Annotated in this window: 18 protein-coding genes and 1 riboswitch; of the genes, 8 read left to right on the plus strand and 10 right to left on the minus strand. The window is 48.0% G+C overall.

Annotation, left to right across the window (positions count from 1 at the left end; all coding sequences use genetic code 11):
- Positions 1–82 precede the first annotated feature (82 nt).
- Together BC351_RS11205 and BC351_RS11210 are read left to right on the plus strand one after the other, a co-directional pair.
- Positions 83–1,657: a response regulator gene (locus BC351_RS11205; protein ID WP_079411854.1), complete on the plus strand. Its 1,575-nt coding sequence runs from the start codon at positions 83–85 to the stop codon at positions 1,655–1,657.
- Entirely contained in the window at positions 1,654–3,432 is a 1,779-nt protein-coding gene (locus BC351_RS11210) for a cache domain-containing sensor histidine kinase (RefSeq protein WP_079411856.1), read from the plus strand. The genes BC351_RS11205 and BC351_RS11210 overlap by 4 nt, the downstream gene beginning before the upstream one ends.
- 1,289 nt (positions 3,433–4,721) lie before the next feature.
- Here BC351_RS11210 and BC351_RS11225 read toward each other — a convergent pair.
- Both BC351_RS11225 and pdxR read right to left on the minus strand, forming a co-directional pair.
- Positions 4,722–5,048, minus strand: coding sequence for an L-rhamnose mutarotase (locus BC351_RS11225; protein WP_079411860.1), 327 nt, complete (start codon positions 5,046–5,048; stop codon positions 4,722–4,724).
- Positions 5,049–5,154: 106 nt separating this feature from the next.
- Entirely contained in the window at positions 5,155–6,600 is a 1,446-nt protein-coding gene (pdxR, locus tag BC351_RS11230) for a MocR-like pyridoxine biosynthesis transcription factor PdxR (RefSeq protein WP_079411862.1), read from the minus strand.
- Between the two features lie 127 nt (positions 6,601–6,727).
- Here pdxR and BC351_RS11235 point away from each other — a divergent pair, with 127 nt between their 5' ends.
- The gene (locus tag BC351_RS11235) at positions 6,728–7,333 is read left to right on the plus strand and encodes a LysE/ArgO family amino acid transporter (protein WP_079411864.1); all 606 of its coding nucleotides are present in this window, start codon (positions 6,728–6,730) and stop codon (positions 7,331–7,333) included.
- Positions 7,334–7,372: 39 nt separating this feature from the next.
- On the opposite strand, the gene BC351_RS11240 is transcribed toward BC351_RS11235, so the two are convergent.
- The 5 genes from BC351_RS11240 to BC351_RS42185 all read right to left on the minus strand — a co-directional run bounded on the left by BC351_RS11240 (position 7,373) and on the right by BC351_RS42185 (position 11,943).
- Positions 7,373–7,690 (minus strand): cupin domain-containing protein, encoded by a 318-nt coding sequence (locus BC351_RS11240; protein ID WP_079411866.1) that lies wholly within the window; start codon positions 7,688–7,690, stop codon positions 7,373–7,375.
- A gap of 149 nt (positions 7,691–7,839) precedes the next feature.
- A complete protein-coding gene (melA, locus tag BC351_RS11245) occupies positions 7,840–9,345 on the minus strand; it encodes an alpha-glucosidase/alpha-galactosidase (protein ID WP_079411868.1) in 1,506 nt (501 codons plus the stop codon).
- Positions 9,346–9,451: 106 nt separating this feature from the next.
- Positions 9,452–10,363, minus strand: coding sequence for an AraC family transcriptional regulator (locus tag BC351_RS11250; RefSeq protein ID WP_425270914.1), 912 nt, complete (start codon positions 10,361–10,363; stop codon positions 9,452–9,454).
- Between the two features lie 91 nt (positions 10,364–10,454).
- Positions 10,455–11,663, minus strand: a complete 1,209-nt coding sequence (locus BC351_RS11255; RefSeq protein ID WP_079411870.1) for an aspartate aminotransferase family protein — start codon at positions 11,661–11,663, stop codon at positions 10,455–10,457.
- 115 nt (positions 11,664–11,778) lie between these two features.
- Positions 11,779–11,943 (minus strand): hypothetical protein, encoded by a 165-nt coding sequence (locus BC351_RS42185; protein ID WP_158082052.1) that lies wholly within the window; start codon positions 11,941–11,943, stop codon positions 11,779–11,781.
- 175 nt (positions 11,944–12,118) lie between these two features.
- On the opposite strand from BC351_RS42185, the gene kduI reads away from it, so the two are divergent.
- Genes kduI through BC351_RS11275 form a run of 4 tightly spaced genes read left to right on the plus strand, consistent with a single transcriptional unit; the run spans position 12,119 to position 15,344 of the window.
- Positions 12,119–12,952, plus strand: a complete 834-nt coding sequence (gene kduI / locus BC351_RS11260; protein WP_079411872.1) for a 5-dehydro-4-deoxy-D-glucuronate isomerase — start codon at positions 12,119–12,121, stop codon at positions 12,950–12,952.
- A 34-nt stretch (positions 12,953–12,986) separates the two neighbouring features.
- Positions 12,987–13,742, plus strand: a complete 756-nt coding sequence (locus BC351_RS11265) for a DeoR/GlpR family DNA-binding transcription regulator (RefSeq protein ID WP_079411874.1) — start codon at positions 12,987–12,989, stop codon at positions 13,740–13,742.
- Positions 13,743–13,760: 18 nt separating this feature from the next.
- The gene (gene kduD, locus BC351_RS11270) at positions 13,761–14,513 is read left to right on the plus strand and encodes a 2-dehydro-3-deoxy-D-gluconate 5-dehydrogenase KduD (RefSeq protein WP_079411876.1); all 753 of its coding nucleotides are present in this window, start codon (positions 13,761–13,763) and stop codon (positions 14,511–14,513) included.
- Positions 14,514–15,344: a sugar phosphate isomerase/epimerase family protein gene (locus BC351_RS11275; RefSeq protein WP_079411878.1), complete on the plus strand. Its 831-nt coding sequence runs from the start codon at positions 14,514–14,516 to the stop codon at positions 15,342–15,344. It begins immediately after the preceding gene.
- Between the two features lie 62 nt (positions 15,345–15,406).
- Here the strand turns inward: BC351_RS11275 and BC351_RS11280 are convergent, their stop codons facing one another.
- A complete protein-coding gene (locus tag BC351_RS11280) occupies positions 15,407–15,880 on the minus strand; it encodes a GlcG/HbpS family heme-binding protein (RefSeq protein WP_079411880.1) in 474 nt (157 codons plus the stop codon).
- Between the two features lie 166 nt (positions 15,881–16,046).
- A riboswitch (ZMP/ZTP riboswitch) is annotated at positions 16,047–16,125 on the plus strand.
- Between the two features lie 61 nt (positions 16,126–16,186).
- Between BC351_RS11280 and BC351_RS11285 the strand changes: the two genes are divergently transcribed.
- The gene (locus BC351_RS11285; RefSeq protein WP_079411882.1) at positions 16,187–16,792 is read left to right on the plus strand and encodes a DJ-1/PfpI family protein; all 606 of its coding nucleotides are present in this window, start codon (positions 16,187–16,189) and stop codon (positions 16,790–16,792) included.
- 94 nt (positions 16,793–16,886) lie between these two features.
- Here BC351_RS11285 and BC351_RS11290 read toward each other — a convergent pair whose 3' ends face one another.
- On the minus strand, positions 16,887–18,626 hold the full coding sequence (locus BC351_RS11290; protein ID WP_079411884.1) for an ABC transporter ATP-binding protein: 1,740 nt from the start codon (positions 18,624–18,626) through the stop codon (positions 16,887–16,889).
- Complete coding sequence (locus tag BC351_RS11295) at positions 18,607–20,457, minus strand: ABC transporter ATP-binding protein (protein WP_079411886.1); 1,851 nt, start codon at positions 20,455–20,457, stop codon at positions 18,607–18,609. Before BC351_RS11295 ends, BC351_RS11290 begins: the two co-directional genes overlap by 20 nt.
- Between the last annotated feature and the right edge of the window lie 17 nt (positions 20,458–20,474).

Consider the following 20,474-nt stretch of genomic DNA (forward strand, 5'->3'; position numbering starts at 1 on the left):
TTTTGCAGATCACCGCTTCAGCCAGTGGTATTGGAGGAGAATATGCGATAATCTATAGCTACGTCTAAGGGGGCTGCCTGAAGTGAAACTTTTATTTGCAGAAGATGAGAAATTTACGAGAGAAGGCGTACTCAAATCTGTCGCTTGGGAACGTCTAGGAATTACAGAACTTAGAGAAGCTGTGGATGGATTAGAAGCTGTTGCCCTTGCGGAGCAATTTAAGCCAGACATCGTTCTTACTGATATACGAATGCCTCGAATGGATGGCATAGAGCTTGCCTTTCACCTGCGCCGGAAATATCCGCAGTGCAAAATCGTCTTTATGAGCGGATATGCCGACAAAGAATATTTAAAGGCAGCCATCACTTTGAAAGCGGTTAGCTATGTGGAGAAACCGATTGATATTGAAGAGCTCGAAGATGCCTTGCAAGGCGCCATCACCATCATCCTCGAGGAGCAGCGGCATGTGGCGAATGATACAGTTGCCAAGGAAAACAAGAGCTATATGAAGCAAGAAGCAGCGCTGCAGCTCATTCGAGGCGGATACGAGGATGACATCCTGCGCAGCCGCCTGCTCGCTGCGGACTTCACCGCACCCTTGCATGCCCCTGCTGCAACTGTGCTTATTAAGTTGGTTTCTCCCAAGCCTAGCAAGGAAAAACTGGAAATAATGCTTGATTCCGCGCTTGCTCCCAGCGACAAGCCTTACTTGTACGCTTGGAAAGATGAAAGCCATGTCATCGTTCATTTCTTCTCTCTTCCACAGGACGTGCTTGAAAGCAGCAGCTTGCAGCATATGTGTTATGAGCTCTCCTCTGCTTTGAAGCAAGAGTTCAGCTTATTTTCTATTGCCGCAGGGTCCGTTGCATCTGCGGCCAAGAAGCTGCAAGAATCATACACAAGTGCTGTCCTTCGGCTTCAGGAGTCTTTTTTTCATAAGCCATGTACGTTAATCCTGCACGACAACAGGGGCAGCGATGCCCTTTCGCAGCATTATCAAGCCCAGCCCGAACACTTCAACCGCTTCACAGAAGCATTGATCGAAGAAAATTCCGACATGGTTCTTCAATTGCTGACGGCCATCACGTCCGATATTCGCCAGCATCCTGGCACCTTGATTGTCAGTGTGAAAGAGCTGTACTATCGCTTCCTCCTCGAAATGGATAAATTCGCCCAAAGCCGCAACATCACGCTTTTCGATACTTCTGCGGAAAACGATGTCGCCTGGAAGCTGATCTTGGAATGCCACTATTTGGATGATATTCATCGTGTGATGACCCTTAAGCTAGAGGAGTTAACAAGAGCCTTGAAAGAGCGAACAGCCGGAGGCATGACTTCAACCAGCTCCCGAATCGTTCGTTATATTCATCTCCATTTTGCTGAGGATGACTTGTCTGTGCAGGATGTCAGCGATCATATGCAGATGACGGCCTCTCATCTCATCTCGATTTTCAAAGAAGCCACCGGCAAAACTATCAAGCAATATGTCACCGAATATCGGATGGAAAAAGCGAAGGATTTGCTGCGCAACAATCGGCTGAAGGTGCTTGATGTAGCTTCTCAAGTCGGCTTTAAGGATGGGGAGCATTTCGCTAAAATATTTCGAAAATCTACAGGAATGACGCCTTCTGAATACCGGGAGCGATGCCAGCTATGATATTCTCCTTCATTCAAATCTTTCGGAAATGGCTGTACAATACCAAATTACGCCACAAAATCATGTACAGCTATTTGCTGCTCATCATGCTTCCGCTTGGCTTTTATCAATTCATCGCATCGGAGAAAATGTCCGAAATCATTATCAATCATGTCACCTATTCAGCCAAACAGGGTTTCGACCAGACCTACTCTTTTCTCAATTATCGGGTGCAGCGCATCGCTGAAACGACGAATATTTTGGTTTCCAACTCCACGATTTCCGATATTTTGATGGATAATAATGTGACCCAAGATATTAATCGCGAGCTTCAGGATTACAGCAATCTCAAAAAGCTGCTTCGCTCTATGCAAGACAGCCTGGATATTTCGCGTGTTATTTTGTATGTCCCGAGCAGCTTCATTTTTGCCAATGAGACGGAGAATTTCCTCCCCTTGGGCGAAACTTCGGAGAGCCCTTGCTTTGACCGTTTGAAGGAGCTTCATTCCAAATATTTGTGGTGCTCCGCACCCGAGCTGGGCCAACATGCCTCGCATGACGACTCTTCCCTTTATGTGGTCAGAAGTATTTTGGATCCTAACAATTATTCCTTGCCGATCGGTCAATTACGCGTGGATGTTCAAGCTGAAACCATTCGGTCTATGCTGCGCAAAGCCAACGTTGTAAGGAACAGCACGACCTTTCTTGTTGATCAAAATCATCAAATCGTCCTTGCCTCCGATCAAGTCCATTTAACCGAAATGGATTTGCCGGAAACGACGGCTGACACCGTCTCCACAACCTGGCAAACCAATAACAACTACTACTTATTCAGGCAGCTTCCTTCGAATTGGGGCATGGTGACCGTCATTCCGCTCGATGAAGTCGTGAAGCAAAGCCATCAGCTGCGCAATGATTTGCTTGTCATCCTGCTCATTGTGAGCGCTACTGCCTACTTGCTCGCTTATTTATTTTCTTTTTCTGTAACAAGGCGCATTACCCAATTGACCAGCCGTTTGCGGGATGTGCAGAAAGGGAACCTGATCGCGCTTGCCCAAACACAGGGCAAAGATGAAATCGGTGAACTGATCCAAACCTATAACTACATGATTGAACAAATCAGCTCCATGAATAAGGAACAATACCGGCTGGGACAAGAAGTGAAAAATGCGGAATTGAAAGCTCTGCAATCGCAAATCAATCCCCATTTTCTATACAACACGCTGGATCTGATTAACTGGATGGCCGACAGCGGCTTAAATACCGACATCAAAAAAGTCGTCAAAGCCCTAGCCCGGTTCTACAAAGTCAGCTTAAGCAATGGCAAAGACATTATCACACTGCGCGAAGAGCTGCAGCATGTTTCCTTCTACGTGCAAATTCAAAATATTCGTTTTGAAAATAAGATCAATTTTCAAATTGATGTTCCGGAAGAGCTGCTGAATCATCCCATTCCCAAAATCACCCTGCAGCCGCTCGTTGAGAATGCCATCCTGCATGGGATCTTAGGGCGAGCGCAGCGCGAAGGCACAATCACCATCCATGGGATGCCGGTGGACGGAACCATTCGCTTGCTGATCACAGATGACGGCGTCGGCATGAGCGCCAACCAGATCGAAGATATGCTCGCGGGCATCAGCCGCAGCAAAATCGGGGGCAGCAGCTACGGAGTGAAGAATGTCATGGAGCGAATCCGCCATTACTTCGGCGCTCCCGCGAACCTCGCCTTCCGCAGCGTCCCCGGAACGGGAACGGAAGTGGAGATTACATTTCCGCGTGTGGAGGAGGGGGAGTGAGGACGAGTGGGACTGAGGTCGAGTGAGGCTGGGGAGAGTGTGGGACTGAGGATACACGAAAGGAACTGTTTGGGGAAGATGCGCTCTGAGCAAACCAGAATGGGAACTACAGTCCGCTATTTAAGCAAAAACAGGCAATTCCCAGCTGAAATGGAACTAGGATACGCTATTTCACCAAAAACAGGTGGTACGAGCATGAATTCCTCTAAATAGCGGACTCCAGTTCCTTTTCGAGTTCTAAAGCAGCCTATTTGCTTAAAATAGCGTATCATAGTTCCGCTTCAACGATCTCATCCCCCATCCACACAAGGTACGCATCAAAAAAGAGCACATAGTTGGCCAAATGACTTGAGTAGTGCAGCACCCGGATACTGCCTTCTACTTACTACTTGCTACTTGCTACTTACTACTTTCTACTTTCTACTTTCTACTTTCTACTTTCTACCTCTACCATCTACTTACTACTTACTACTTACTACTTACTACTTACTACTTACTACTTACTACTTACTACTTACTACTTTCTACTTTCTACTTTCTACTTTCTACTTTCTACCATCTACTTACTACTTTCTACCTTCTACCCTCTACTTACTACTTACTACCTTCAACTCTCTACCTTCTACTTTCTACTTTCTACTTTCTACCTTCTACTTTCTACCTTCTACCTTCTACCTTCTACCTTCTACCTTCTACCTTCTACCTTCTACCTTCTACCTTCTACCTTCTACCTTCTACCTTCTACCTTCTACCTTCTACCATCTACCATCTACCTTCTACCATCTACCTTCTACCTTCTACCCATGCCCAACACTCAGCTCATCATACTAATAGGCTGTCCCTAAGTAGAAAACTACTTATGAACAGCCCATTTTTGTATCTGACTCTTATATAAAAGTCTGAATATAGTAGTGTCCAAGCTGCCCGTTGGCGTGTCACTGTTCCTCAGTAACGACTCAAGCGAGCATTTTGGGCATATTCCCTGCGAATATGCGTTTCTTTGGGTTCTCGCTCGAAGCAACTCAGAGCATTAAATGCCTGCGATTATGCATCTTTTTTGCTCATGAAGTCGCGCAAACCATGGAATTCCTGCGATTGTGCATCTTTTCGGGGCCATTTCGGGATTCCAAGAAGAAAAACCTTAAAATGCCTGCATTATCGCAGGCATTTCCATTTTTCACAGGATTCCGTCGAAAAAGCCTGCACTTTTGCAGGCTTACACCACCAGGCGCCGCTCTGCGGCCTTGCCGGGTGTGGATCCACACCCAGCGCAAGGCTAGCCTCATCGCCTATTTCAAATAAAAAACCTCAGGCATCGGTTGAATCGGCACAGCCTCGCGGAAATCGAAGGAACCAACTACCATCTTCGAGGTGATTGCGTTCCAGCGGTTGCAAGCCTCGCTTTCGGCTAAGTAAGCAAATGCCGCCTCAAGGTCATCGCACTGGAAGCAATAAAAAAACTGTGCTCCATTTTGGAAAATGGAGTAGTCTCGAATGCCTGCTTTGCTATGTTCTTCCATTATCTCCGGCCATGGAGCAAGATGCATACGAACATATTCCTCCAAATCTTCCTCTCGAATCGTCCATGTCCATGCGAATTTCCCGCTTTTGATCATGCGAATCACCCTTCCCCTCTGCCGTTTGCTGCACAGCATTTAAAATTCAACTATACTTTACTTCGCCAACCTCGTCCCGTCAATGCTCATTCCGAAACGCATCGATCTATGTTCCCGCCAACTGTTTCATCAGGGCAGCCAATTGCGCCATCCCCCATTCAAGTTCATCCGGCTTGGCATAAGCATAAGAAATCCGCAAATAATTGCCTGTTTGCCGATGATAGATGGTTCCGGGATTCAGCAGAATCCCTGCTTTTAAAGCACGCTCAAACAGCACCTGCATCTTGATCTCTACTGTAATTTCAACCCAAATATAGAAACCGCCTGCCGGCACATGCCAAGCAGCCATTCCGGTAAAATAGGTGGTCAATAACTGTACCGTCAGGTCCCGTCTTCTCTTCAGTTGATCTCTCAGAGAAACGAGATGCTCTTGATACAAGCCTCTCTGGAGCCATTCGGCTGCTGCCCACTGGGAGATGGAACTCGATCCGTAGTCGCTTTGCATTTTGATATCTGCTAAACGATCAATGACCGGCTCCGGGGCAACGACCCAACCAATCCTTAGACCTGGACTTAAGGTTTTCGAAAAGCTTCCCAAATAGAGAACTAAAGCATGTGGATCCCTAGCTTTCAATGGCAACGGTGGCGGTGTATCGAACCAAAGCTCGTTATAGACATCATCTTCAATGATAGGAAGTCCTTCATTCGTACAAATCCTCATCAGTTCCTGACGCCTGGCTTCTGACATCAACGCACCCGTTGGATTATGAAAAGTAGGTATCGTATACAGCAGCGAGGCGTGATAGCCCTCTTTGTAACGACTGATCAGATTCGTTTGCACGCCTTGTTCGTCCATAGGCAGCCCAACGAGTTTAATGTTGTTTGATTGAAACACATGCACAGAGTACAAGTAGGATGGTTTTTCTACAAGAATAGAAGAGCCCCGCGGCAATAGCCCCATGGATATGAGCTGCAAAGCTTGCAGAGATCCTGATACGATTAAAATATTGGATGGCGAAGCGGAAACGCCGCGTCCTTGCAAATAGTCAGCCAACTGTTTGCGCAGGTAGAGATTTCCCTTTGGTTCCTCATACCCCAATGAGAATGCATTCATCGAGCTTCCTGCAAAAATGCTCTTCATCTGCTCCGAGGGCAGTAAATCCTCGGAAAGCTCCCCGGTTCCCAGCCGGACAATGCCTTGCTGAAATTCGGCGCGGTTAATATTTTGAATAACAGGCTGGTTCGGATAATACGTGCCGGCTTGCACGTAGGAACTCCAGTCCGGTGGCGGCGCGGCGGCTAATAGGTTCCAAGAGTTATTAACAACCCTTGTCCCCCCTTTGGTATTGCCTTCCAGCAAACCTTCGGCGATTAAATCATGGAGCGCTGTCACGACCGTGCTTCGATTCACGTTATAAAGGGCAGCCAAAGCCCGCTGCGAGGGGATTTTGGTGCCGACCGACCATTCGCCAAGCGTTATTTTCGTTTTGATGAACTCTTTTATCTGTACATATAGTGGGATTTCTGACGAGAAGTCGGGTTTCCAGTTCATATGACGCCACTCCTTACCGTTTCACTATACCATTTGGTTGGGTCGGTCACCACCCATTTGGAGGGAGACAACGGACGAGAACGCCCTATACTAAAGAGAACTGGTCGAACAAAAGGAGAGATTCGTTGTGATATCCGCATTTTTGCATGGAATTATTTTGAGTTTTGGTCTGATATTACCGTTAGGGGTCCAAAATGTTTTTGTTTTCAACCAAGGTGCCCGGCAGCGTTCTTATATCAAAGCTTTGCCTGTTGTTCTCACAGCAGCGGTTTGCGACACACTTCTAGTTGTTGCCGCTGTTGCAGGCGTTTCGCTTATCGTGCTGACCTTCGCCTGGCTGCAAACAGCGCTCTATGGCGTCGGGTTCATCTTTCTCATCTACATGGGATGGGTGATCTGGACTAGCAAACCGAGCAAGCTTGCATCCCAACCAATCAATGACTCGCGAAAGCAAATCTTGTTTGCTGTTTCCGTTTCTTTAATGAATCCTCATGCGATTCTCGATACGCTTGGTATTATTGGCACGAACTCCTTAGCCTATGTCGGTGGTGACAAATGGGCTTTCACCTTGAGTGTAATCTTGGTTTCCTGGCTCTGGTTTTTTGGCTTGGCCTATGCAGGTCGACTTGTCGGGAAGCGAGATACCACAGGCATTTTTATTGCAAAAATAAACAAGGTATCTGCTTGCATGATATGGGGAGTAGCGATCTATATGGGATTGCACGTCTTTTAAAACGGTCAAAAAAAAACAGCTGCAAAAGCAGCTGGCTGATTATCGCTTCACAAGATCTTCGCGAATCGGTGTAAAAACGTCTAGTAAAGCAGATTCCTCTAACGCTGTAACGCCATGTTTAGCTTCGCTAGGGATGTAGATTGTCTGGCCTTGCGTAATTATAGTTACTTCACCATCTATGGTAAACTCGATTTTCCCCTTCAGGCAATAGGACATTTGTTCATGCACATGGCTGTGTTGATATCCGATCGCACCAGGCTCGAAGTGAACCTCCATCATCATTAAACCAACTTCCGCTTTCAGAATACAGCGTGTTACACCAGGCTCTGCTGCTTCCCATACGCCAATATTAGACATCTGACTTTCTCCTTTCGTCTTGGAACGATCTTGGTACTCATGAGAAAAAGGACCGCAAGCGGTCCTTCACTTACTCACATATTATAACTTAAAAGAACCTAAATGAACACACTTGAATATAAACGAACATTATGAACACCTGTTAGTACCTATGTGTTCACAATTGCCCGATCTTTGCCTTTATCCGCTTCGCCGGCATTTTTGTTGGCTGCATCACGATCCTGCTGCATTTCCTTCACCGTCTTCACCTTCAAGCGAGCAGCGCCTTCATTCTGCCGGGTTGGCACCAGATTCCCTGCGGCAAGGCGCTCTTTGGATTCAGCGATAGCTTTGCCATATTGCGGCAGCCATGCTTCCTGCGCGACGAGCATCTCGTCGACCATTTGCCATATTTCCTTAGGATTGCAGACAGCTCCAACAAGCGGATCCATCATGAATGCTTGGCGCAGCAGCTTGTCATTCCCATGCACTGCTGCTTCTACGGCAAGACGCTGCACCGATATACTGACATTGCACACAGCCGCCGGCCCAAGCGGCAAATCGCCTACAAGCGGCATCGCAATGCCATTGCGATCAACATAGCCTGGCGCCTCAATGACCGCATCATCGGGCAAATTTGAGATCACACCGTTATTGATCAAATTAAAGTGTCCACGATATACGCGTCCGGTCTCAAGTCCTTCAATGATATAAGAACCATGCTCCTCACTGCGTTTCTCCGCCGCATACACAATAGCCGGATCTTTCATCCAATTCGGGAAATCCGTCTCGAACCAGCTGCGTCCTTCCGTACATACGCGCAAATAACCGCCTGTCTCCCCGTTAATCCAGCTGCCCATGTCGATCCACTCGTGGATTTCGCTTGCACGTTTCCGATACCAAGGCACATATTCGCTCAAATGCCCGTTGGATTCTGTGCTGTAGTACCCGAAGCGGCGCAGCATATCGATGCGCACTTTCTCGGTGCGTGCGAATTCGGCATGATTTTCAAAAGCTTCAAGAAGCCCTTCCGTCAAATCTTTCCCCTCATGGCGAGCCTCGATATACCACGTTTGGTGATTGATCCCTGCGCAGATGATATCGACCTCTTTTTTCGATAAGCCATATACGTCAGCAATTTGTTGATGCCCATGCTGTACACCGTGACATAAGCCAATTGTCCGCACGTTGCCGTATGTATTGCAGGCCCAGGTCAGCATAGCCATCGGGTTGGCATAGTTCAAGAGCAGCACGTCAGGCGAGGCGACTTCACGAATATCTTGGCAAATGCGCAGCATTTCCCAAATGCCGCGTTGTCCATACATAATGCCGCCAGCACAAAGCGTGTCACCGACACATTGGTCAACGCCATACTTCAGCGGAATATCTACATCGGTTGTAAAAGCTTCTAAACCCCCGACGCGTATTGTACACAAAACGTACTTTGCATCTTTCAAAGCCGCTCTTCGCTCTGTTGTTGCTTGAATCGTAATCGCTAACCCATTTTCATGAATATCTCGTTGACATAGCTCCGTCACCATATCTAAATTGTGTTGATTGATGTCTGTAAAAGCCACTTGAATATCGTGAAATTCCGGTACAGCAAGCAGGTCACGCAGAAGACCGCGGGTAAAACCAATACTTCCTGCACCAATAAAGGCTACTTTAAATGACATATGAATCGTCCTCTCTGTTGTTTGCTCTACACATTTATTGTAGCAAGCATCCTCCAGAAAACGTTATCAAATTCCTAACTTCCTTCGCTGCATTTTGTCAAAAATTCTAACTTTCCTGTGGATAGTCCATATGCTGCTTATTCATGGAATTGCGAAATTCCGTAGGCGTGAGGCTCGTATAATCTTTGAAAAGCAGATGAAAATACTGCCGGCTTCCTACCCCGATATAGTCGCTGATTTCGGAAATCGGTACGTCCGTTTCCAGCAGCAGCATCTTGGCTTTCTCCATCCGAATGACCGTTAAATACCCCATTAAGGTTTGGCCTGTGACCGTTTTGAAAATACGCTGGAGGTAGCCTGGATGCAAATTAACAGCTCCCGCGATATCCTTCACTTGGATGTCACGATCGTAGTTCTGATGCAAATAGTCCATGCTTTGCTTCACATACCACTCACTCTGCGCTAGACCGCCTGCCATTGCCTCCTGCCGCAGTCGCGCAATTCGAATGAGAAGCTGCGCAAAGAGCAGTTGAACCATGGTTTCGCTTTTGGTCGCAGCTTTATCCAACTCGAGCACCAAGCTTTTCATGATGTGATACACTTCATCCGGGTCGCGCAGAACAAGAAAAGGCGTCTGCACCTCCATCAAGGAAGCTAGGAATTTATCCTCAGAAGCCAGCTGCTGAATGGATGGAAACACACCCTTTTGCTCCATCAGACGAAACTCAACATTCAACATGCGGCATGGGAGGGCCTCATCAACCATCAAGCGATGTGACACATTGGCATCTATGACGATGAATTCCCCTTTTTTTAGACGAACACTTTGCGTTTGTGCAGGTTCCGTTTGGACTTCAATGTCGCAGACCCCTTGAATCGTGTACATAATCTCAATGGCATCATGACGATGGAAGGGCATATGAAAGCCTTGCCACTGTTTAAAATAATAAGCCATCACATGCGGATGGCCATGCGGCTCCGTCAGATGCGCCGGGAAAAGCATCCCTTTCTTCTCCATTGAAATCTCCCTTTCCATAGATATGTAAAGCTATTGTAGCTTGCTGCAGACCAAAAGAAAATCCCTACGCAAGGCAGGGATTTTCAACGACTTACTTTCCAAAAAGCTGATCCATCACTTTGCATAAAATATGTATCATTTCGTCAATCTCAGCTTTGGTTACGATATAGGCGGGCATCAAACGAATAGCCGTTGGACTTGGCGCATTAATTAACAATCCTGCTGCCATGCAGGCTGACACCAGTTCGGCTCCCAGCGGCTTAGGAAGGTCAAAAGCGAGCAGCAACCCTTTCCCGCGAATCTCGGTGAGGCCGTACTTGGCTTGAACTTCTTTGAGCTTAGCTTGCAAATAGGCCCCCTGCTCAGCGGCTCGTTCAGGCAGCTTGCGCCCAATAATCTCGCCTACAACCGCTAAACCTACTGCCATGCCAAGCGGCTGTCCTGTGTACGTTCCTCCTTGATCACCTGGCTCGAACAGGTTGTAAGCTTCTTTCGCCAACATGGCGGATAACGGGAAGCCGCCTCCGATCCCTTTGGCTAACGTAAGCACATCCGGCATAATGCCATAATGCTCATAGGCGAACATCTTGCCTGTGCGCCCCAGCCCCGTTTGGATCTCATCGAGGATCAAAAGAATACCGTGCTCGTCGCATAGCTTGCGCAGCCCTTGCATATACGCGATGCTCGCTTCATTGACGCCGCCCTCTCCTTGCACGGGCTCAATAAGGATAGCGCACGTATTCGGGTTAATCGCCTGTGCCATGGCGTCCAAATCATTAAACGGCACCTTCACGAAGCCAGGCAGCTGCGGAACAAACATCTTATCCCAATTGGGTTTCCCTGTGGCCGCCATCATCGCCATCGTTCGACCATGGAAACTGCGGGTCGTCGTTATCACCTCATAAGCGCCGCCTTTGCGCAAGGTGCCGTATTTACGTGCGAGCTTAATGGCACTTTCATTCGCTTCTGCGCCAGTGCTGCCGAAGAATACCCGTTCTAATCCGGATAGCTTCGTCAGCATGCGAGCAAACTCAATCATTGGCTTATTATAGTAAGCCGGACTCACATTAACCAATTGCGTTGACTGCTGCTGCAAGGCATCCGTTATCACTTTTGGGGAATGGCCTAAGCAGGTTACCGCCCAACCCCCGATGAAATCCAAATACTTCTTCCCTTCGGTATCCCAAACCAGCATGCCTTCCCCGCGTTCCATAACCACTTCAGGACGGTTTGCGACAAATAACAGCGATGAACTTGCGTCATGCAGCAATTCATCCGTAAGTTGTTTTAATTGTTCCAAGTTATCATCATCCTCACTTTCTATAATGAATAATTATACATAAATAAGTATTTTTATTCAATTGTGAAATAAAAAAAATCTCCTCCCCTATACGTCCAGGGAGAAGCTTTTCATTTTACTTATCGTCTTCGGAATCTTCGGTCGAGAAAGCCTCTTTCACATTATCCATAATTTCCTCGACCGCTTCACTCACCATATCCGTTGGTGTTGTATCTTCTTCATCAGGCTTCGTGGGAATCGTATCGTTGCATACGTGATCGAAATAATGACTTTTATCCATATCATAACCTCCTGTACGGTTGTTGTTTGCATATTCGGTATCCTTTATTCACCTTATCGCTAAGTTTTGAAACATCGCACGGAAAAACCTTGCTTAATCTGTTCGATTGGAGTAAATTAAACCTATATGAACATATATCAACTCAAATAAACCAACTCAAAGGAGCAATTATTCCATGGATATCCGTTATGCTTCCCACCCGAATGAAGTCAAGCAATTTGACACTGAACGTCTTCAAGCTGAGTTCCAAATTAGCTCGCTGTTCACACCGAATGAAATCAAATTAGTATACTCCCACGTAGACCGTTTCATCGTTGGTGGTGTTCTTCCCCTTACAGGAACGCTTCATTTGCAAGCTGACAAGAAAGAAATGGCTGCTGACTACTTCTTGGAGCGCCGCGAGATCGGTATCATTAACATCGGCGGCCGTGGAACCATTACGGTTGATGGCACGGTTTATACGATGGACTCCAAAGATGGCATTTATATCGGACTTGGCGCAAAGGATATTTCGTTTGCCAGTGAAAATGCCGCTGAACCTGCGAAATTTTATTTCAATTCGACACCGGCTCACAAAACATATCCAACTGTTAAAATCTCTATCAGCGAAGCTACGCCTGCTCATTTGGGCAGCATCAACACTTCCAATGAACGCACCATTTACAAATACATTCACACAGGCGGCGCGCAAAGCTGTCAACTCGTCATGGGAATGACGCTGCTGAAGCCAGGCAACATGTGGAATACAATGCCATCCCATACACATAACCGCCGCTCTGAAGTTTACCTGTACTTCGATATGCCTGAAGATGCTGTCGTGTTCCACATGATGGGTGAGCCGCAGCAAACTCGCCACGTTGTGATGCGCAACGAGCAAGCTGTTATTTCCCCTAGCTGGTCCATTCACAGTGGCGTGGGTACGAACAACTATACATTCATTTGGGGTATGGCTGGCGAAAATCAAATTTTTGATGATATGGACCCCGTGGCCATGAAAGATTTAAAATAATCGGTAACCTCTTTTTAGAAATGGATGGCAACCGATGAACCCTTTACGCAGATATGAAACGATTATGGAAATTCTGCTTGCCCAGAAAGAAGTCACCGTTAACGAGCTTAGCGAGCGACTGGATGTAACCGGCAAAACGATTCGCGAGGATCTCGCCAAACTCGAAGAGAAAGGCTTGCTTCTTCGCATTCATGGCGGCGCCATGCTCGCTCAGAGCGATCAACTTGGCATCCTTTCGGCGAAAGAGCCGATTATTAAACATGCTGATCAGAAGTCGGAGATTGCAACGCTGGCTCTTCGCTACATTCAGCCGCGGGATATTATTGCACTCGACGGAGGCAGTACCACACTTGAAATTGCTAGGCGGCTGGATAATCAGCCGCTTACTGTTGTAACCAATGATTTGTATATTATTTCCGAGCTTGTCCATAAGGATGAGATCCGTTTGGTCGTGCCGGGCGGCTACCGCCTTCGCAATATGCTGGCAGGTCCTGAGGCTTCCGACTATGTGAGCAAGCTCAATATACAGAAAACCTTTCTCTCCGCCACCGGCGTTCATTTGCAGCACGGCTTTACAATTTACACAAGCGATCTTGTTGATTATAAACGCGCTTTAATCAAGTCCAGCGCAGTCGTCTATGGCGTGGTCGATCATTACAAGTTCGGACAATGCGCCCTGCGCACCTTCGCAGAGCTGTCCGAGGTCGCTATGATCCTCACGGATAGTTCGCTGGCCGCCGATACAGCGCGGCAATTCTCTGACGCTGGCATTACAGTCGTAACTCAATAGCGAAAAGGAGTATTCCTCATGACACTTTTTAATTTAGCAGGCAAAACCGCTTTCGTAACCGGCGCTTCCGGCGGCCTTGGCCAAGCGATGGCCATCGGACTTGCAGAAGCGGGCGCAAACGTCATTGCCGTTTCCTCATCGGAAAGCATTCAAACCGTTGAAGCTATCCGCGCTTTAGGCGGTAAGGCAGAGCTGATTGCAGCAGATCTAAGCAACGAAGACATCCTTGAAGATGTCGTCAACAAAGCCATCGGCCTCTATGGCAGCATCGATATTCTTGTCAATAACGCGGGAATCATTCGCCGCACGCCAGCGGTTGATCACGGACGTCAAGATTGGCACGATGTCATTGACCTGAACTTGAACTCAGCGTTCTTCCTGTGCCAGCTGATCGGCCGCCATATGATTGAACGCGGCAGCGGCAAAATCATCAACATCGCTTCCATGCTGACCTACCAAGGCGGAATTAATGTGCCTGGCTACACCGCCAGCAAGCACGCGATTGCCGGTGTCACCAAAGCTTTGGCCAATGAATGGGCTGGAAAAGGCATTCAAATCAATGCCATCGCGCCAGGTTACATGACAACGAACAACACAGCTCCTATCCTGCAAGATGAGAAGCGGACACAATCCATTACGGATCGCATTCCGGCTGGCCGCTGGGGATCGCCTGATGATCTTAAAGGCCCGGTCGTCTTCTTATCCTCCAACGCTTCGGACTATATGAACGGTCACGTGTTATGCGTCGACGGCGGATGGATGGCGAGATAGATGGGAATCGGCACGTTAGCTCATACCGTCGGACAACTTCCACTGAAGCAGCTCACCGAGAAGCTAAGCGGACGAGGCGTCGACTTCGTTCAACTGGCTCTCAGCAAGGCAATTAGTGATATCGACACAAGTATCGGCAAACTCAGTCCAGCTCTGGCTAACCATATTGGCGAGCAATTTCATAGAGCTGGTCTACGTATCGGCGTGCTCGGCTGCTATATCAACCCGATTCATCCTGACCCGCAGCAGCGCCGCCACGAGATCAATCGGTTCAAAGAACATCTGCGTTATGCGCGGGATTTCGGCACTTCCATTGTTGCGACCGAGACGGCGGATCTAACGACCTACCTCACACACGATGCGGAGCGTTATGAACAGATCGGTTGGACAGCGCTTAAGCAAACGGTTGAGGAACTAGCAGAGGAAGCAGAGCGCTGGGGCGTTTTCATCGGTCTTGAGCCTGTTGCCACGCACACCTTATCCAGCAGTGAGAAAATGGCGCGGATTTTGGAAGAAATTCCATCCAGTAACTTGGGGGTTGTCTTTGATCCCGTGAACTTGCTCCCCTTCGAAGCGATTGACTCGCAGGACGCATTCCTTGATCAAGCATTTGCCGCATTTGGCGACCGTATCGTCCTTGCTCATTTGAAGGATGTTATCGTGCAAAATGATCGACTGGACGCGGTGCGTTCTGGACAAGGCATTTTCCAAACGGAATCCTTTCTAACGAAGCTCCGGCAAGCAAAGCCTGGCATTGATATCTCCTTAGAACAGGTGTCCCATGACAATTTGGATGCAACGATTCAATATGTTAGGACTCTTATGGAATAAATTAAAAGCCCCGCTCTCTCGATTGAAGAGAGAATGGGGCTTTTTCTACTTGAAATGTGCGGCTATTTCTTAATATCCGGCTCTGTTGCAACCGTGTAGGAGTTCCCCAAGTAGCTCTGGAGCGCTCTTAGCGCTGCAACGCCAACCGTAATATCATCTTCCCCGTTCCCTCCGCTAACGCCAACACCGCCAATAACCGTCCCATTAACCACAATAGGGAATCCTCCTACGAAAATGGCAAACTTGCCCGGCATCATGGCATGAATGCCAAAAGCCTCCCCATGGATCGTCGCAGGACCGCCCGGCTGTGTGAACAGATGCGTGGATCGCCTGTGTCCACTGGCTGTGAACGCCTTGGCGATTGCCATATCCGGGCTCGTATTCCTGGCCCCGTTCATTCGCTCAAGCGCCAGCAAGTAACCTCCGTCATCCACGACACATATTGTTTCTGCGGAATTAACCGCTTTAGCGGCTTCTATGCCTGCCGCGATCATAATCTTCGCTTCCTCCAATTCCAGCTTAAACACGGATTTCATCTGGAGCAGCTCTCCTTTCTTGCAAGTGATTTTTCGACAGATCACGAACTTCTCTTCCATTCATATGGGATTGCCAAAGGAATAAGTCGTAAGCTCACTTCAAAAAATCATAACGAGAAAAAAGGGATTGAAATCCATTCCGCGAAATTGTAAGATAATAGCAATTGAACCGATGTGTAACTGGCGTAAACATGGGGTACCATGAGGGAGCACATTGTGAACAGCCGTACGCCTGGGCAAAGTATTTGATCTTAGATCAAGTGCTTTTTTTGTTTTATGGACAAAAGAAAGGTCAGGTGTTTATTTATGAAAATGGCTTTCATTCTATTTGACGGTATGACCACGCTGGATTTTACTGGATTCTATGAAGCTATTACATGGTTGAAAATTTTGGGAGCACAGCAAGATGTCTCATGGGATTTCTGTGCAATGAATAATGAGATCACGGATGATCGAGGGTTAACCATGAAGGCTAATCTTGTTTCGCCTCATTTATCCAGCTATGATCTCCTTTTTGTGCCCGGTGGATTTGCGACACGAAGTCTACGTTTTGATTCTGATTTTGTTGCTTGGCTCCTCACGGCTGCTGATGTGCCCATCAAAATTTCAGTCTGTACAGGAGCCCTGCTCCTTGGAGCAGCCGGATTTCTTCATGGGCGAAGGGCGACCACCAATCCGTCAGCCTATGAATTGTTGACACCCTATTGTGCCGAAGTCGTCCATACTCGAATCGTCAAAGATGGCAGTCTCTTTACCGGAGGCGGTGTTTCGGCCTCGATTGATTTAGGGCTGTTCGTCGTTGAAGCTCTCACGAATATCTCCTTTGTTCAGCAAGTGCAGCTGAAGATGGATTATCCTTACTACCGTGCAGGAGAGTATTCTGAGATATCTACAAAAGGAAGTGACAGCTGATGATTCGCTCGCTGCTGGCCAAAGATCAATCCTCAGTTAAACAGATTATGGAGGAGAATTCCTTTCAAATCCCTTCAGCTTATGTCCACTCACCCTATTTTACCTGCCAGCCGTCGGAATCCTGCTGCAAGCTCCACAAATTTGCATAGATACCCTCTTGGGCGCATAGCTCATCGTGAGATCCGCTTTGAACGAGTCGGCCTTGATCCAACACGAGGATGTTGTCCGCGTTTTGGATGGTTTTTAGGCGGTGGGCGATGATGATCAGAGTCTTATTGGCTACTAATTCATTAATAGCCTGCTGCACAGCAGATTCATTCTCCGGGTCGAGCGAAGCTGTCGCTTCGTCGAGCAGCACAATCGGGGCGTCTTTGAGCAGCGCGCGGGCAATGGAAAGACGCTGCTTCTCACCGCCAGATAACGTCGAGCCCCCTTCTCCCACTGGCGTATTGTAGCCTTGCGGCAATTGAGAGATGAATTCATGGCAGCACGCCCGTTTGGCCGCAGCTTCTATTTCTTCCTGTGTAGCGGCCATATTCCCGATTCGTATGTTATTGCCGATGGTATCCTGAAACAGATACACATCCTGAAACACCATCGAAATATGCTTTAGCAGGATTTCCGGATTGGCTTCCCGTATGGACTGCCCGCCAATGTGGATCGAGCCCGTCTCGACATCCCAGAAGCGGGCAATAAGTCGCGTTACGGTACTCTTCCCGCTGCCTGAAGGACCCACCAAAGCCGTAATCGTATGAGGCTCGATGGTAAAAGACAAATCCTTCAGAACAGGCGTGTCGGCTTCATAACCAAAGGTGACCCGATCGAATACAATCGATCCCTGCGGCTCGATAGCTTGCGTCCCCTGCATCGGTTGCTCCCGCTGTACATCCATGATGCGCTGGGAGCTATAAGCCGAATACCGTATCTCGCCGTAGCTCATTAGCACCATAGTCAAGGGCTCAAAAATCCGGCTTCCCACCAGCAAGAAAAGCAGAAAAACAGGAAGTGAAAGCGTGCCGCTGGCCAACAAATAACTTCCGACCACAATCATAATGGTCAACCCGGAACGAGTCAGCAGCATGGCTCCCATGATCACAGGACCCATGATCCCTTCCAGACGAATAGAGGCGCGTTTTAATCGGTCGAACGACAAGCGTAATCTTTCGAATCTTTTCCCCCCCAGATTATGCGCTTTAATTTCACGTATCCCGGTTAAATATTCCTGCAGCCGGCTAGCCGCCTCATTTTTGGCTTGCACATGATTCCTGCTCAGCTGAGCTTGCAGCGCATCTGTCAGCCAAAGCAGCAGCACGCCAAGCGGTACAGCAACGAACATGGCCAGGGCCATTCTCCAATCGACGAAGAGCAATCCGACCAACGCCAGTATAGGCATCATAATCGCAGTAATCAGCTGCGGGACGTTATGAGAAATCGTATGCTCAACCTGAGCATAGTCGCCTAACAACAAATTCGTTAAATCGGCTGGATCACGTTTGCCAAAATAGCCTAGCGATAAATGACGCAGATGCTCAGCCAATTTGAGCCTTCCGCCAGCAGCCAGCGTATAAGCGGCCCGATAGGATTTGTCATACAACAGAGCAAATGCGGCATACGAGATCAGCAGCCAAGCAAACAATATCACGCAGTCTATCCAAAGCCGTCCGACATTCAGCCCTTTATCCGGTTCTGCAATGAATCGATAATAGGTGTTGAATAGATCGACCAAAAGCGCAGCCGGAATCACTTTCACGATGCCATCCAGCACTGCCGCAAAGGCAGAAGGCCACAAACTACGGACATTCCCTCCAGAAATGTTAGTAAAGTAACGATTCACGGCTTGAGCCCTCCTTTGTACCCTCTGCCTGCGAGGTAATCTTCACTCCCAGCTTCCATGAAGCTGAACTGATATGGGCCTGCCACATCTGTTCATACAATCCGCTTATTGCACGCAATTCATCATGCGTTCCCCGCTCCACAATTTCTCCTTTTTTGACGACCAGAATCTGCTCGGCAGCACGAATCGTGGACAAGCGGTGTGCGATCATAATGACGGTTTTTCCTTTGACAAGCTCAACCAGCGCTTGCTGGATTTTCTTTTCATTTTCGGCATCCGCATAAGCAGTCGCTTCATCCAGCACGAGAATGGGGGCATTTTTCAGCAACGCCCGAGCGATCGCAAGCCGCTGCGCCTCGCCGCCGGAAAGATAGGTGCCGCCTTCACCGATTTTGGTCGCATAACCCAGAGCAAGCTTCTCAATAAACTCATGACAGCAAGCTTTCTTGGCAGCTGCAACCACCTCATCCTGCGTTGCGTCCATATTGCCCATTCGAATATTAGCTTCGATCGTATCATAGAACAGGTGCACATCCTGAAAAACGAAAGAGACCTTATCCATCAGCATTTCCGTCCCCATCTCGCGAAGCGGTACACCGCCTATGGCGATTTCTCCCTCCTGGATGTCCCAGAATCGCAGCAATAGACTGGCAATCGTTGACTTGCCGCCTCCGGAAGGACCAACTAGCGCAGTCATCTCGCCGGCTTTGGCCACAAACTGAATATCCTTCAAGATCGGTTTGAAATCCTTGCTTGCTTGCTGCTCGTAGGCAAACGAAACATGTTTGAAAGCAATATCATGCATGACTGGAATCTGCGGCGAAGCCGGCTCAGTCACAACAGCCTCAGAGAATACGGCAGTAATTCGCTTATTGTTTTCCACAACTTCTCTCATGCCGCTGCCCACAAACATCAATTTCAATAAAGGCATGGATAAACTGGGGGTAAGAACAATGAACAGCATGAACGTAATAGCGAACGCTTGGCTGCCTGCATTGCCGCTTGAAAGCAGGATGCCAACAGGGACAACGAAAGTGAACAAGGAGCTGACCACCACGGAGAAAAGACCATACGGTGTCTTGTATATATCCGTAATTCGCAGCGAAATATCCCGATATTTGGCAACCGCATGCTTGAACGTCAAAAAAGAATCGGCTTTGATCCCAAATATTTTCACCACGGGCATGCCTCGGATATATTCCACGCCTGTCGCATTCATCTCCTCAATCGCATGTTGAAATTCACGATACGCTTTCTGACCGCTTTCACTGCCAAATAGTTGGCTTTGCAGCCAGAAGCCAATGCCGATTGGAATGAGCAGCACCAACGCCAAGCTCCAATTCATCCAGAACAGATAGCCGATTAATAGCAGCGGAATCGTAATCGCACTAACGATATCGGGTAATTGATGGGCGATGAATTTCTCGATTTTTTCAACGCTGACCTCGATAATCTTCTTTAGTTCGCCTGTCGCTGTTTGGGTCAGGTAACCCATAGGCACTTTGGCTATATGGTCGGTAAGTCGAACTCTAAGCTCATACAGAATGTTGAAAGCAGCAATATGCGAACACATTCCTCCGATATACAAAGCGATTAAAGCGCCAATGAAGGTAACCAGCGCAAAGACACCCCAATACAAAATAAGCCCCTGATCGGCGCTAGCCGGATTGCCTGCATGCTGTAGAAGTTCCTGCACAATTTGGTACACAGAGACAAAAGGAGCGATTTGCAGCAGGCTGGAAACAATAGAAAAAAAGCTCGCTACGATCAACAGCCCTTTTTTCTCACCAGCAATGTGCAGCAAGCTTTTCATTTCTAATTTGGAATCCATCTTCATTCCTCCTTCGT

The organism is Paenibacillus ferrarius (genome assembly GCF_002027705.1).
In the GTDB taxonomy this organism is placed as follows: Bacteria; Bacillota; Bacilli; order Paenibacillales; family NBRC-103111; genus Paenibacillus_E; species Paenibacillus_E ferrarius.